Below are 14,524 nucleotides of genomic sequence, written 5' to 3'. Positions count from 1 at the left end.
AGTGTTTGGGCGATGACCTTGAGTTAGGCGGCATTTGTGCAGTGCGAAACGCGCGGCGAAGTCCGGTTGTCAAACTTTACAGATATTCCTTGTAAAGATGTGTGGGCATGACAAGATTGCCGTCATGGCTGAATCGCGCCCTCTTTATCTCGGTCCCCGACTGCGCCGCCTGCGCCGCGAACTGGGGCTGACGCAGCAGGCCATGGCCGACGATCTGGAGATTTCGCCCAGCTACGTCGCACTGCTGGAACGCAACCAGCGGCCCGTTACGGCGGACATGCTGCTGCGCCTTGCGCGGACCTACCGGCTCGACATGGCCGACATCGCCGGAGACGACGGTGAGGACTACGCCCGCCGCGTGGGCGAGGTGCTGCGCGATCCCTTGTTCGCGGATATTGACCTGCCGCCGCTGGAGATCGCCGACCTTGCGATGAGTTTCCCCGGCATTTCCGAAGCGCTGCTGCGCCTGCACGGCGCCTATTCCCGCGAAAGCCAGGCGCTGGCGGAGCAACGCGCATCCGGCCCGGCGGCGGAGGAAAGCGAGCCCGTTCGCGAAGCGCAGCGCTTCCTTGGCCAGTCTCGCAACTATTTTCATGCGCTGGATGTTCGTGCCGAAGAGTTGGCTGCCGAAATCGAGCAGGCGGGAGGGGCTGCGGCATGGCTGGGCGCAAAAGGCGTGCGGGTGCGCTTCCTGCCGCCGGATGTCATGGTCGATTCCCTGCGGCGGTTCGACCGTCATAACCAGCAACTCCTGATCGACGACACGCTTGGCCCCGCCAGCCGGGCGTTCCAGATCGCCACGCACATCGCTCATACCGCCATGCGCAGCGATATCGTGTCGGTCGTGCGCGCTGCGGCTTTTGCGCAGACCACGACCGCCACGCTCGTGCGGCGCGCGCTGGCCGGTTACGCGGCGGCGGCGATCCTCATGCCTTACGGCCGGTTTGCCCGTGCCGCAGAGGCGCGCGGTTACGATATCGATGCGCTCGGCGCCCTGTTCGGTGCCAGTTTCGAGCAGGTCGCGCACCGACTGACCACACTCCATCGGCCGGGAGAGGAACGGGTGCCGTTCTTCTTCCTTCGCGTGGATGAGGCCGGCAATGTCTCAAAGCGGCTGGACGGCGCAGGCTTCCCTTTCGCGGCGCATGGCGGCGGCTGCCCCCTGTGGTCGGTACATCAGGTATTCCGCTGGCCGGGAGAGATACGCACCCAGTGGCTCGAACTGCCGGACGGGCAGCGCTTCTTCTCGATCGCGCGCACGGTGACGTTTGGCGAGGGGCGATATGGGCGCGCCAGGGTGACACGCGCCGTGGCGCTTGCCTGTGCGGCGGACGAGGCGGACAAGCTTGTCTATGCGGCAGGTGTGAAGGGTGGGACCGTGGCGGGAACGCCTATCGGGGTGACTTGCCGCCTCTGCCAGCGCGCGGAATGCGCCGCCCGTTCGGTGCCGCCGATCGGGCGGGACGTATTGGCCGACGACTACCGCCGCGCGGCGCAGCCCTACACTTTTGCCGAAAGCTAAAAATTCGCGATAGTGAACGTATATTCTCATATAGGGAATGACGCAGGGGCGATGCCCTTTGCCGGTAACTTGCCCAGCCCTGCCGCAAGCCGCAGGATCGCTCTCGACAGGGCATGACCCCAGCGAGAGGATGATCGGGCAGTGACCAGCGAAGCGTGCGCGGAAGATGCGCCGGGCAAGGCCCGCACTTTCCCGGAACTGATCCGGTCGGCCGCTCATGCCCATGGCGGGACATGCGCCATCACCCTCGAAACCGAGTCCGGTGTCGATAGCGCCACGTTCACCGGTCTAGACCGCGATTCAGCGGCCCTTGCGAAGGGTTTGCTGGCGCGCGGGGTGGGCAAGGGTACGCGCGTTGGTTTCATATTCGGCAATGGACCGGGGTTTGCCGTTACCTTGGCCGCGATAGCGCGGATCGGCGCCGTCGCCGTTCCGATCAGCACCATGATCCGCGCCAATGAACTGGTCCGCGTACTGCGCCAGTCCGACGTGCAGGGCCTGGTGGTCCAGCGCGAGATGTTGGGCAAGGATATGGCGGCGCGATTGGCCGAGGCGGTTCCCGAACTGGATGGGCAGGTGGCAGGGGCGCTGCTCATCCCCCGCATTCCCTATTTGCGCTGGATCGTTTCCGATGGAGAGGCGCTTCACGAGGCTATCGCGCCGACGGCCTGGCTGATCGAGGCCGGGACTGGCGTGAGCGAAGACCTGCTCAGGGCGGTCGAGAGCGAAGTTCATCCGACCGACCAGATGATCGAGATCTACACGTCCGGATCGATGGCCCTGCCCAAGGGCGTGCGCCACCTCCATGGAGCGGTCATGGCGCGTGGCCATTGGCTGGCGGGAATGCTGGGAATCAAGGCGGGCGAGCAACGCGCCGCGCAATTGCCGATGTTCTGGGTTGGCGGGCTGATGCTTTCGCTGGTGCCGAACTGGGAAGTGGGTGCGGTAACGGTCTGTACCGAACGCACGCTCAGCAACAGCCGCTTCGCCATGGGGAGCGTACTGGCCGAGGAGGATCTGGAACGCATCCGGGGGCCGCAACCCTGGTGGGGCCTCGGCATGAGCGAGACTCTGGGGCCATACGGCTGGGGGGATGAATTCCGCGTGCCCGGCCGCCCCGTCTGCGCGCCGATGGACCATTTCGCCCCCGGCTACGACATCCGCATAGCCGATGAGGAGGGCAATTCCGTAGGTGACGGCGAAGTGGGCGAGATGCAGGTGCGCGGGCTCGCGGTTGCACCCGCCCTGCACAAGATAGAGCGCGCCGATCACTATACCGCCGATGGTTACTTGCGCACGGGGGACATGTGCCTGGTCGAGGATCATGCCGACGGGCGCCGCATTCATTTCGTCGGGCGGGGTGGGGACATGATAAAGGTGTCCGGCTCCAATGTTTCTCCCGCCGAAGTCGAGATGGAGCTTCAGGCGCTTGGCGGAGTGCACAGCGCCTATGTCGTCGGCCTGCCGGACCGGGAGCGCGGAACGCTGCTGGCGGCGGCGGTGGTTCCGCGCGAGGGGGCGGTGCTGGACTTTGCCGCCATCGAAGCAAGGATGCGCGCCAGCCTTTCCGGCTACAAGGTGCCCCGTGCTTGGGTGGAAATGGCGCGTGAGGACGTGCCGCTGCTCCATTCCAACAAGGTGGCCCGGCGGGAGATCGCGCGGGTCGTGGCGGAACGGCTCCGGCGGCAGGGGTAGGGCGCTATTGACGAAGATCGGTGCAGGGCATACCCGACGAATTCGAAATAGCGAAAGTGCCCATGTCGCGTTCCTCTCCCGGCGTCGCCCGCATGGCCGCCATCCTGAATTTCATCGCCGACCATCCGGGGCAGGCCTTCGCGCTGACCGATCTCGTCCGCGCGCTCAAGCTCAGCCGCGCGACCTGTCACGCCTTGCTGACCGGCCTTGTCGACGTGGGCTACCTCTATCGTACCAGCGACAAGACTTACGTGCTGGGCCCGGCGCTGGCGGCGATCGGCCGTACCGCCGCCGAGCATTTCTCGCCGCTACAGGTAGTCCAGCCGGAGATGCGCAAGCTGGCGGACGATTTCGATGTCGTCTGCGGCGCCTATTTCCTCGAAGGCGATGTGATCCACTTGCGCGAGCGTGCCGCTTCGGTGAGCCATGTGGGATATCCGGTTCCGCTGGGTACGCGGATGCCGCTGCGCTGGGTGCAGGCAACGGCGTTCTACGCGCGCAGCCCGCGTGACGCGGACGCCGCCCAGGCACGGATAAACCCGTCCCCCACGGCCGAGCAGATCGAGCAGCTTGCCGGCGGCATGGCCTTCGTGCGCGAGCACGGCTTCATCGCGCTGACCCGCCGGCCGGACAGTATCCCGGGCGAAAACGCGATCGTCACCAACCTGGAAGATCCGCCAGTCCTGCCTGAAACCGCTTTGGACGATGCGCGCAATTATCCGTTGATGGCGATCATGGCGCCGATCTACGAAGCGAGGGACAAGGTCTCGATCTCGCTGGTGCTGGCCGGATTCAACGGCCCCATGACCGGTGTGGAAATCCGCAGGGCGGGCGATGCGCTCGCCGAAGCCTGCACCCGCATTTCGCGCTTCCTGATCGGACATCCCGAAACCGACTGACACCCCGCTCCACGCGGCTTTCCTTTCAGGCGAGGCTCGCCTCGCTTGACCGCATCCGTGCGGCATCTTACAAATACCGAAAATAAATTCGCGATATCGAACAATCGTGAATGCAGGTGGGAGTAGGACTGGATGTCGGACGTGATCGTCGCGCCGGAGACCCGGAATCTCGAACAACTGGCGGTGACGCTCGCGCGCTGGCTCGGTGCGCGCATGCCGCAGGCGGCAGATGTCGAAATCCGCGATGTCGCCTATCCGCGCGGGGCCGGGCAAAGCCATGAGACGGTCCTGTTCGATGCCTGCTGGCGCGAACAGGGTGCCGAACGCCGGCAGGGCTGCGTGGTCCGTATCAAGCCGCGCGCTTTCACGGTCTTTCCCGACGACCTGTTCGACGAGCAGTACCGGGTCATGCAAGTCCTGGCCGATGACGGACAGGTTCGCGTCGCCCGGCCGCTCTGGTTCGAGCCTGACCCGGCGCTGCTCGGCAATCCGTTCTTCGTGATGGAGAGGAAGGTCGGGCGGGTGCCGGTTTCGGTCCCGCCCTATGCCCGTGAAGGGTGGCTGCGGGATGCGAGCCCCGCGCAGCGCCGCGTGCTCTGGCGCAATGCAGTGGGGCAGCTTGCTGCGGTGCAGGCGGTTCCGCTCGGCTCTCTCGATTTCCTTGCCGGGCAGCCGGACGCGCCGCGCGGGCTCGATCAGGAATGGGCCAAGTACAATCGCTTCGCGCGCTGGTTGCAACAGGTCGAGCCGCTGCCCGTGCTCGACGCGGCGCTGGCGCGCCTTCGCTCGCTCTGGCCGGATAATCAGCCCGAGGGCCTCGTCTGGGGCGATGCGCGGGTCGGCAACATGATGTTCGATAAGGATTTCGACGTGGTGGCGGTGATGGACTGGGAACAGCCCTCGCTTGGCGGGGCTCTTCATGACCTCGCGTGGTTCTGCGTACTGGCGGAAACGATGCATGGTCCGCGCTCGGCCCACGGGGCTCCGCTGGAAGGCATGGGCAGCCGTGAGGAAACAGTCGCGCTGTGGGAGGAACTGACCGGAAAGTCTGCCGCCGAACTTGAATGGTATGAGGACTTTGCGAAGTTCAAGATGACGTGCACGGGTATCCGGCTTGGCCATCTGCGCGGTTCGCCGATGATGGATGCTTCGGCGATGGCTGCGAGATTGAAGGTGGGGTGAGGGCGCTGGCGAAGGGGGAGCGCCCGCTGCGCTCACCGCCCCTGCTTTCGTTACGTCAGCCCCAACATCCGCCGGCAATTGTCATGGATGATCGCCCGTACATCCGCCTCCGGCACGCCCTCGAAGTCACGCAGGATAACCTCGCGCGAGCGGGGGAAGGTGGTTTCCGAGTGCGGATAGTCCGATGACCACATGATGTTGCGGCCGCCCGGCAGGTCCCGGTTCAGAATACCGGCGCGGTCCTGGATGAAGGAACCGTAGACGTTGCGGTCCATGTACCAGCTCGGCGGGTTCTTGAGCGGGGATTCCGTCCAGAAGCGCTGCTTTTCCCAGGTGCGGTCGTTGTATTCGGCGTACCATGCGAACCAGCCGACACCGCTTTCCATCGAGCCTATGCGAAGGGATGGGAAACGGTCGAACACGCCGTTGTAGATCAGGATGCCGAGCGGTTCGGCCATGGCCAGCTTGCTCATCGGCATGTCGGGCAGGAAGAACTGCTTCTCACCGAAGCGCGGCACCCGGGCACCCAGGTGAAACGTGACGACGAGATCGTGATCGCAGATCGCTGACCAGAGGCGATCGAACTCCGGCTGGTAATATTGCAGGCTTCCCTTCGGATCGCCGGTAAGCGCGGAGACCTGCCCCGGTTTGAGCGCGGCGACGCCGGAACTGGTGTTCCAGGCTTCGGGGTTCTGGGGGAAGGCAGGCAGGTTGATGGCGCGAAAGCCCTTGGCCGCAAGGCGGCGGACGTGGGCAACGGTTTCGCCGACATCGCGCATCGGCACGTAGCCCACTGGATAGAGCCGGTCCGGTGCGGCGGCGCAGAAGTCCAGAACCCAGTTCTGATAGGCTTCGTAGCTGGCGACGTAGAGTTCGTTGTCGAACGAGCCGAGCGGCCCGCCGCCGAACAGCAGGGCGGCGCCCATGCCGTCCGCGTCCATGTCGGCCAGCCGCGTTGTGGGTTCCCAGACCTTGCGCTGATCGGCGAGGCGGCCCTTCATCTTGAAGTTCCTGCCTTCCCGCCCGGCCTGGTTGTTTATCATCATGAAGGGACGGCGGTTGCCTTCGAAGCAGATGTAGTCGCCGTCCTCGGCGTGCTCGATGAAGGGCGCGCGGTCCTTGAGCCGCGCAGGAAGGTAGTCCTTCCACATGTCGTGGGGGGGATCGATATGCGCGTCGGCATCGAAGATCGGGCCATAGGGCCAGGATGCGGCTTGGGCGCCTTCCGGGGCCGGTTTCAGTGCCAGATCGGCTTCGCTCATCTCCCGATTCCTTTTTATTCGCAATACCGAACAAATGATCGCAATTAAGAACTGTCTAGTCAATTGGGCGACTCGGTCCGGCTGATACGATCAGTCGCGCCGCAGGATCATCGCGCCGTATCCATAGCCCCCGTTCGAGACGATTGCGGTTCTGGCGCCGGGCACCTGCCTGCCGCCACCGCGTCCCCAGAGCTGGACGGTTGCCTCATGAATGTGGCCATATCCGTGAAGCCGTCCGGCGGAGAGTTGGCCCCCGCCGGTGTTCAGCGGCAGTTCCCCCCCGATCGCGATACGTTCGCCGCCGCGTGTGAAGCGGCAGGCCTCGCCGCGGGGAACGAGGCCGAGCGCTTCCATCCAGAGCCAGACGAAGATGGAAAACCCGTCGTACATCTGCGCGCAGTCCATCTCGCGGGGCTTCAGGTCGGTACGGGACCACAGCATGTCTCCGGCGCGGCGGGCGGCGGGCAGCTGGGTGAAGTCGCCTTCGTGCTGTCCGGTCCAGAGGCCGCCCACGGCCATGCCCATGGCTTCGATATGGAGGGGCGGGTTCAGCAGGTCTTTGGCGGCATCCCGGTGGGACAGCACCAGCGCGGTGGCGCCGTCGACGTGCGCGTCGCAGTCGAACAGCCGCAGCGGCGAGGATATCACGCGGGCGGCCATGTACTGGTCCAGAGTGATGGGTTCGCGGTAGATCGCGGAAGGATTGTGCGCGGCGTTCGCGCGGGCGTTGACGGCGATGGCGCCGAGTTCCTCTGCCGCCGCGCCGTAGCGTTCGAAGTAGGCCTGGGCGTAAAGCGCGAAAGTGTTGACCGGCGAGAGGGCGTTGAAGGGTACCGTCCAGGCATTGTTGCCATCGACGCGCTCCCGGCTGGCCGCCATCAGCGTGGAGCCGCGGGCGTGCTGCCGCGCGCTCGCCTGAGCCACGGTGCGGAAAATGACGACATGGCGCGCAAGGCCGCAGGCGATGGCGGTGATCGCGTTGAAGATCGGCGCCATGTGGCTGAAGCCTTCCGAGGAAGCGAGAATCCAGCGTGGAGCGATCCCCAGTACGGCAGCGGCCTCGGATGGGCTGACCGGCGCGATCCCGCCGCCTTCGGATGACTTGCCGGGATAGGTGGCGATGCCGTCGATCTCGCGCGGGGAAAGGCCGGCGTCGGCGATGGCGGCGAGACAGGCGTCGGCGGTCAGTTGCAGCGCGGTTCGCCCGGATGGACGTGCGATCTCCGATAGGGCGGCGCCGGTCACGCAGACGTGTTTTTCGGGAAGCAGGGTCATGCGGTCTCGGGTGTGAACAAGGGCAGCCAGATATCCTCGTGTCGTTGGAACACGACCGTGACAGGAAGTCCGATGCGAGCGGTCGCCACGTCGGCAAGAAGGTTGCTGAAAACGTAGAGCCCGCGTTGCTCGGGCAGTTCGATTGCACAGAACACGAAGGGCACTTCGAGGCCGGGCAGCCATGGTTCGTTGTTGATCGTGAAGCTGGCCAGCACGCCTCTGCCTGAAACCGGTTCCGGCGAGACATCCTCGCTGCCGCACTGGGCGCACCGGGGCAGGGGAGGGTGCTGCCATGTCCCGCAGGCGAGGCAGTGCTGTATACGCAGCTTTCCGTCTTGGCCCGATGTCCAGAAGAAGGCGCTTTCCGGTTCCAGCATGGGCAGTTTGCGGGGCAACATCAGAACACCACGCCCTGCACCTTCAGGTCGATGATTTCGTCTTCGCTGTAGCCCAGTGCGGCAAGCACGGTGTCGCTGTCCGCGCCGAGTTCGGGCGAGCGGTCAGAGGGCAAGGCCTCGCCTTCGAACAGCATCGGCACCGAAACCATCGGGATCGTGCTGCCGTCCGCGCAGTGCACCGCCTTGAGATAGCGATTGGCGCGAACCTGTTCGTCCTGCGCCAGTTCGCCGACATCCTGCACCACATCCCATTGGCCGTCCTGCCGGGCGAGGATCTGCTTCCACTCCGCGAGCGTTTTCGAGGCGAACAGGGAGGTCACTTCGGCATGACAGGCGGCAAGATTCCGGCGCCGGGCCTCGGCATCGGTAAAGCGCGGGTCGGCGGCAAGGTCGGGGCGGCCCGAAACCTCGCAGAAGCGGGCCCAGTAGCGATCCGCCTGCAACATGCACAGCGCAAGGAAGCGGCCGTCGCGGGTGCGGTAGTTGGCGACCAGTACATTGTGCGGGTGGGCCGCATCGGGGCGCGGGAACTTCCGCACCCCGTCGGCAGTGGCCTGGCAGATCAGCCGCTGCTGCGACCACATGGCGGCGGCCAGCAGGGAAACATCGACTTCGCCTGCCTCGCCGGTCATCGCGCGGCGGGCTATGGCGGCGCAGATCCCGCCGGCGAGCATGGCAGCGGACAAGGTATCGCCGAAGGCCGGGCCGGGCGGGCCGACCGGATGCGGCGCCTCATCCGCGGTGAGCGAGGATGCGATGCCGCCGCGTGCCCAGAAAGTGATCGCGTCGTAGCCTCCACGGTCGCTTTCAGGGCCGTTGGGGCCGAGTGCGCTGCCGCTGGCGTAGATCAGGTTCGAGAACGTGCGGCGCAGCGTTTCCGCATCGATCCCCATGGCGCGCCGGGCCGGAGGCAGCAGGTTGGTGAGGAACACGTCGGCATCGGCGAGCAGGCGATCCAGCACGGCGCGGCCCGCCTCCTGCTTGAGATCCAGGGTGACGGAGCGCTTCCCCCGGTTGTAGCTCTCCCAGGAATAGTCGATCGTGCCTTTGCCCGATAGCGAGCCGATCGTGAGGCCGCGCAAGGGGTCTCCGCTGGGTGGTTCGACCTTGATGACGTCCGCGCCGAGATCGGCCAGCATGCCGCCGCAAGCCGGCACGAATGCCCACATCGCGACCTCCACGACCTTGATGCCTTCCAGCGGCCTGCCCATCGGCGATCCTTCTCCATCTCGCGAATTTCCGCAGCTTTCCCGGTCATTCGGGACTATTTGCGCGGGCACGATAAATTCTCTATTGCGAATTATGTACCGAAATAGAGAATTGTACAAGCCGGACGGAACCGGCCACGGGAGAACAGACATGCCGGAAGCCGCCATTCGGAAGAGGCCGCAGCAGATTAGCGCCCATGTTCCCCGCACACTCGCGGAGGCGCTCGATCCTGCCTGGTTGACCACGGTGCTCGCCGGGTTCTCGGGCGGGAGGGTGGTATCCGGGGTCGAGACCGTCGAAGTGATCCGCACGGTCGCGACCAAGGTACGGTTCACCGTCACTTTCGAGGGCGGGGAGAGCGGCGCGTTCTGTCTCAAGGGCCTGCTCGACGTGGACGAGACGACCGCACGCGGCGGACCGACCTGTGTTCTGGAGGCTGACTTCTACGGACGGATCGCGCCGACCGTCGATCTCACCGTGCCTGACTGCGTGGCGACGGTGATCGACCGGGGGGGCAGGCAGGCGGTGACGGTGATGCTCGACCTGATCGGACAGGGCGCGACGTTCTGTTCCGCTCTGGATAGTTTCAGTGCCGATGACGCGGTGCTCAGTCTGGGGCAACTCGCACAGCTTCACGCGCGCAGCGACCTGCTGGAAGGGGCAGACTGGATCCGCCCGCGCGTTTCGCAACTGGCGGAGATGACCTACGTTACACCGGAAACGCTCCAGGAGCTGCTGGACGGACCGCGCGGCGACGGTCTTTCCCGGCAAGTCCGCAGCGCACCGCGCCTGATCGCGGGAATCCGGGCGCTGGCGGCCCGCGATGGACAGTGCCCGCAATTCCTCGTCCATGGTGATGCCCATGCCGGAAACGTCTTCCGCCTTGGCGGGGGGGTGGGCCTGATCGACTGGCAACTGCTTCAACGCGGCGGCTGGGCGCTGGACGTGGCCTATCACGTCAATGCGGTGCTCTGCGTGGATGTTGCCGAAGCCGAGGAGCGCAGGCTGCTCGGTGAATATCTCTCGATGATGCGTGGCCACGGCCTGGCAATGCCCGGCGACGAGGAGGCGTGGCGGCAGTACCGCGAAGCGGCGATCTACGGCTATTATCTCTGGGCGATCACCCGCCGCGTCGATCCGCCGATCATCGCCACTTTCGTCGATCGCCTTGGCAAGGCGGTTACTCGCCATGAAAGCCATGCCCTGCTGGGGATCTGACTGCCGAAAGCGGAAGGGCCACGCCGGTGAAGGCGCGGCCCTGCCGGGTCTCTTACATTCCGAAGTGGTACTTGAGGCTCATCCCGTACATGCGCGGTGCGCCGACCGATGCGGTCTCGAAGCCGGTGCCGGATACGAGGCCGGGGTAGAAGTTGTAGTACTTCTCCTTGGTAACATTGGTGGCGAAGAGGGCAAGATCGACCGGGGCTCCCGCGATATTGTTCCAGTTGAAGTTCAGGTTGAGCAGGTCCGTGCTCTGGATGCGGCTGAGGCTCTGGATATAGGCGACCGTGGCAGGGTCGGAGACCGCGCCGGTCTGACAGTTGGGCATGTAGGTATTGGCCGTGCCGTTGCAGCCGAAGTAGAAGCGGTTGGACGGATTGCCGAACATGCTGTCGGTGTGCGTGAATGTGGCACCGAACGAGACCGCACCCACGGATTCCGGCAGCGGCAGCGTGTAGGTGCCGGTTATCGTGACCTTGTTCCTGGGCGAAAGCGCCAGTGGATCGCCCTTGGTATAGGCCCCGGCCAGCACATAGGGAGACCCGGGTTCCAGCGAGAAGGTGTCGATCGAGGTCAGTCTCGTGTTCAGGTAGGTATAGCCCACCTGAAGCAGCAGCCCCGCGAACGGATTGAACGAGGCTTCCACTTCGACGCCCCAGATACGCGACTTGCCGGCATTGACCGGCGCAGCCGTGGGCGAAACCGGCGCCGCCACGCAGTTGCCGTTGGCGTCGACCGACTGGCAGGGGTTGGCGTTGAAGCCGAGCTGGAGCTGCTGGTTCTGGAAGTCGTTATAGAAACCGGCGACATTGAACGTGCCCGGCATGGAACCGTGCCAGCCGGTCTTGGCGCCGATTTCGTAGGCATCGACTTTCTCGGGCTCGAACACGGCAAAGGCCGAGGTCACGTTCGGTGCGATGCCACCGGTGCGGTAGCCACGGGCATATTTGGCGTAGATCAGAACGTCGGTCGTGGGGGTATAGTCGATATCGATCAGCCAGGTCGGCGCCTTGGATTTCTGCTTGATATCGCGGCGGCAGCCGTCGATCGCGCCGGGATCCTGCACGGGCGCATCGGGATAAGTGCAGAACGTGGCGAGGGGGCCTGCCGGGATCGGCTGGAATCCGGGGAAGCTCAGCGGATAGCCGGTAATCGTGGTGGTCTGGACGCTGGTGTTCTTTTCGCGATCCCAGGTGTAGCGGAAGCCGCCGGTGATCTTGAACTGGTCGCTCAGCTTGTAAGTTGCCTGCGCGTAAAGGCCGACGTCGTGGAACGAGGTCCGGCCCGCCGTGGTGTTGATCGCGCCTGCGTGAGAGGTGGGGTCGAAGGCGCCGCCGGAAAACACCGGGGTGATCGCGCCCAGATAGCCCAGGATGTCGTAGCATTCGCTGGCTGCCACTTGCTCCGGCCCGGCGCAGGACTGGATGACCGGTGACTTGGACCCGACCACGTCGAGCGGACGCACCGATTCCAGATAGGCGCCGGCCTGCCAGTTCAGCTTGTCGTCCGTGCTGCGGCCCTGGAGCTGGAACTCTTCGGTGAAGGTCGATTCGTCGGCAGTGCGATGGCCGGGAAGCGACTGGCTGCTGGCGAAGCCGAAGCGATAGCTCGGCAGGCCGATCGGAGCGATGGCGGGGCTTTCGAAGGCGGTGCCGAAGATCGGATTGTTGAACAGGTCGCGCAGTTCGCCATAGCTCACGATGTTCTTCACCGTCAGCGTGTCGCTGGCGTGCCAGGTCGTGGTGTTGATGATCTGCCATGTCGTCAACAGGGAGCGGGCGTTCGGAAGGTCCTGCGCGAAGTCGTAGAAGCCGCCGCCCTGATAGTTCGGACTGTCGGGATCGAGCTGTTCGGCGGCGAAATGGCCCAGCGAATAGGCGGCGTCGGCCGCAATGAGCTTCTGCGCGTCACCATGCGTGTCAGACCGGCTGTACGTCGCGATCGTGTAGTTCTCCAGATCTGGCGTCAGTTCGGCAACCACGCTGAGGCGCGCGGACAGGTAGTCGACATCGTTGAAGTCCTTCGGCCCAACGCCGCTGTTGTTCTTCAGGTAGCCGTCGCGCTTCATGCGGTCGACGCCGAGGCGAACCTTGAACGTCTCGGCCAGTGGAACGTTCAAGACGGCCTGGACGCGGCGCATGTCGTAATTGCCGATCGAGCCCTGGACGTAGCCCTCCAGCACATCGGTGGGCTTCTGCGGCACCAGCAGGATCGCGCCGCCCGTGGTGTTCCGACCGAACAACGTGCCTTGCGGGCCTTTGAGGACCTGGACGTTCTGGAGATCGAAGTAGGCGCCAGGACCGGCGCCGTCGCCTGACGGAAGGCCGTTCGATGCGCCGCGCGGGGAAACCACGTCGGCGAAGTAGACGCCCACGGCCGGTGCGGTGCCGATTTCCTGCACGAAGCCGCGGATCGCGAAGGACGAGTTCTGCGAGCCGAAATTGTTGTTCGCCGAAAGCGAAGGCGTGCTCGTCGCAAGGTCGCTGGCGCTCACCACGTTCCGATTGTTGAGCTGCTCCTGGTTGAACACGGTGATGGATATGGGAACGTCTTGCAGGCGCTCTTCCGTGCGGCGAGCCGTCACGATGATCTCGCCCGGATTGATGGTCGGCGAACTCTGCGCCAGCGCCGGCATTGCCGCCGTGGTGCCGCCAAGCGCAGCGCCAGCCATCAGCGCTGCCCTGAAATTCCTTGCAACCATGTTCGTCCTCTCCTCCGGAAACTGTGTTCTCAGTTGTCGCCGAATTGAACGCCGGGTAGCCGGTCATTGCCGGTCCGTGAGTTACTGCGGTTGTCCAGGGTTGGATAAAGGTGCGGAATTACGACCCGAACTGGGCGTGATCCCGTAATTCCCCAGGTGCCGTCCCTCCCAAATCCCGAGCCGTATTCGGCTTCACAGGTCTTTGCTTCTCAATCCCAAAAGTCCCGCCCGCGTTGATTTTGCGCAGATGGCCGAGACCTCTCTTATGTTTTCGTTCTTTCGTCCGTGCCGGCTTTCAGACCGGGCACGGGATGGAAAATATGCCTCGAAGAGAACTTGCGCAATTCTCTCCTGTAGCGGGTCAGCGCGCTTTTTCGGGTATTCGTTGCTGTAAGGTAACATTTGATGGCGCATCTTCGCCGACCGTTTCGGCTAGCAGCCCAAGAGTGCCCATCCAGGCAATTCTGTGTGCTATTCGGTCATAGGCGATACCGGGTCCGAAGCCATCATGATCGGGATCGGTGAAGGCGTGCCTGGCTTTCGCAAAGCGCGTGACCTGATAGCGGGCGCGGGCGGCACCGAGTTCTGCTTGCAGGGCCTCGACATCTTCTTGCGGGACATAAGGGTCTTCTCCGCCGGTCCAGATCGAGATTTCGGCCTGGATCGTATCCGGCTGGGCAGGCGCATCGGTGGCCAGCAGGCCGTGGAAGCTGGATATTGCCCTTACCGGCTCTCCGCTGCGTGCCAGTTCGAGCACGCATTTCCCGCCGAAGCAGTAGCCGATCGCGGCGATGCGTTCGGGGTCGACACCGTCGAGCCCGCGAACGTGCCGGAACCATGCGACGGTGCGGTCCCGCAATAATCCCGGGGCGGCCATGAGGGCTGCGAACTGCGCGCCTGCGGCTTCTCGCGAAGAGAGGTCGGCACCTGCCTCGTACATGTCCGCGCTCACCACCAGATAGCCCATTGCCGCCAGTTCCCGGATCGCGCGGTCGAAGCTGGGGCCGGGGCCGGTTGCGCCTGGAAACATCAGGACGGCGGCGCCGTTCCATCGGCCTTGCGGCCGTGCGAGGCGGCCCGACAAGCGCGTGCCGTCATGAATGCATGGCAGTGGTTCGAAGCCGGTCATCGGTTCGCTCTCTCCTCGCGCGTTTCACCCT

11 protein-coding genes are annotated in these 14,524 nt (G+C 64.7%); 5 read left to right on the top strand and 6 right to left on the bottom strand.

What is annotated here, in order from left to right; translation table 11 throughout:
- Positions 1 to 124 precede the first annotated feature (124 nt).
- The 4 genes from ACLIMP_RS14240 to ACLIMP_RS14225 all read left to right on the top strand — a co-directional run bounded on the left by ACLIMP_RS14240 (position 125) and on the right by ACLIMP_RS14225 (position 5,298).
- Positions 125 to 1,522 (top strand): helix-turn-helix domain-containing protein, encoded by a 1,398-nt coding sequence (locus ACLIMP_RS14240; RefSeq protein WP_443477920.1) that lies wholly within the window; start codon positions 125 to 127, stop codon positions 1,520 to 1,522.
- Between the two features lie 141 nt (positions 1,523 to 1,663).
- Positions 1,664 to 3,217, top strand: coding sequence for a class I adenylate-forming enzyme family protein (locus ACLIMP_RS14235; RefSeq protein WP_324696280.1), 1,554 nt, complete (start codon positions 1,664 to 1,666; stop codon positions 3,215 to 3,217).
- A 62-nt stretch (positions 3,218 to 3,279) separates the two neighbouring features.
- Positions 3,280 to 4,116: an IclR family transcriptional regulator gene (locus ACLIMP_RS14230; protein ID WP_443477919.1), complete on the top strand. Its 837-nt coding sequence runs from the start codon at positions 3,280 to 3,282 to the stop codon at positions 4,114 to 4,116.
- 132 nt (positions 4,117 to 4,248) lie between these two features.
- Positions 4,249 to 5,298 carry a phosphotransferase family protein gene (locus tag ACLIMP_RS14225; RefSeq protein WP_443477918.1) on the top strand — a complete coding sequence of 350 codons (1,050 nt, stop codon included), beginning with the start codon at positions 4,249 to 4,251 and terminating at the stop codon, positions 5,296 to 5,298.
- Between the two features lie 50 nt (positions 5,299 to 5,348).
- Here ACLIMP_RS14225 and ACLIMP_RS14220 read toward each other — a convergent pair whose 3' ends face one another.
- The 4 genes from ACLIMP_RS14220 to ACLIMP_RS14205 form a co-directional block, all read right to left on the bottom strand.
- Positions 5,349 to 6,560 carry an amidohydrolase family protein gene (locus ACLIMP_RS14220; protein ID WP_324696274.1) on the bottom strand — a complete coding sequence of 404 codons (1,212 nt, stop codon included), beginning with the start codon at positions 6,558 to 6,560 and terminating at the stop codon, positions 5,349 to 5,351.
- Between the two features lie 90 nt (positions 6,561 to 6,650).
- Positions 6,651 to 7,835 (bottom strand): thiolase family protein, encoded by a 1,185-nt coding sequence (locus ACLIMP_RS14215; protein ID WP_324696272.1) that lies wholly within the window; start codon positions 7,833 to 7,835, stop codon positions 6,651 to 6,653.
- Positions 7,832 to 8,233 (bottom strand): Zn-ribbon domain-containing OB-fold protein, encoded by a 402-nt coding sequence (locus ACLIMP_RS14210; protein WP_054436790.1) that lies wholly within the window; start codon positions 8,231 to 8,233, stop codon positions 7,832 to 7,834. The genes ACLIMP_RS14215 and ACLIMP_RS14210 overlap by 4 nt, the downstream gene beginning before the upstream one ends.
- The gene (locus ACLIMP_RS14205; protein WP_324696269.1) at positions 8,233 to 9,444 is read right to left on the bottom strand and encodes a CaiB/BaiF CoA transferase family protein; all 1,212 of its coding nucleotides are present in this window, start codon (positions 9,442 to 9,444) and stop codon (positions 8,233 to 8,235) included. Before ACLIMP_RS14205 ends, ACLIMP_RS14210 begins: the two co-directional genes overlap by 1 nt.
- A 148-nt stretch (positions 9,445 to 9,592) precedes the next feature.
- On the opposite strand from ACLIMP_RS14205, the gene ACLIMP_RS14200 reads away from it, so the two are divergent.
- Complete coding sequence (locus tag ACLIMP_RS14200; RefSeq protein WP_324696267.1) at positions 9,593 to 10,660, top strand: phosphotransferase; 1,068 nt, start codon at positions 9,593 to 9,595, stop codon at positions 10,658 to 10,660.
- A gap of 52 nt (positions 10,661 to 10,712) precedes the next feature.
- Here the strand turns inward: ACLIMP_RS14200 and ACLIMP_RS14195 are convergent, their stop codons facing one another.
- Together ACLIMP_RS14195 and ACLIMP_RS14190 are read right to left on the bottom strand one after the other, a co-directional pair.
- A complete protein-coding gene (locus ACLIMP_RS14195; protein ID WP_185996931.1) occupies positions 10,713 to 13,364 on the bottom strand; it encodes a TonB-dependent receptor in 2,652 nt (883 codons plus the stop codon).
- 361 nt (positions 13,365 to 13,725) lie between these two features.
- On the bottom strand, positions 13,726 to 14,493 hold the full coding sequence (locus ACLIMP_RS14190) for a dienelactone hydrolase family protein (RefSeq protein ID WP_054436781.1): 768 nt from the start codon (positions 14,491 to 14,493) through the stop codon (positions 13,726 to 13,728).
- Positions 14,494 to 14,524 lie beyond the last annotated feature (31 nt).

Origin of the sequence: Novosphingobium aeonii, assembly GCF_052279045.1 — a bacterium.
GTDB lineage: Bacteria > Pseudomonadota > Alphaproteobacteria > Sphingomonadales > Sphingomonadaceae > Novosphingobium.
This window is presented reverse-complemented; position numbering and strand designations above follow the sequence as displayed.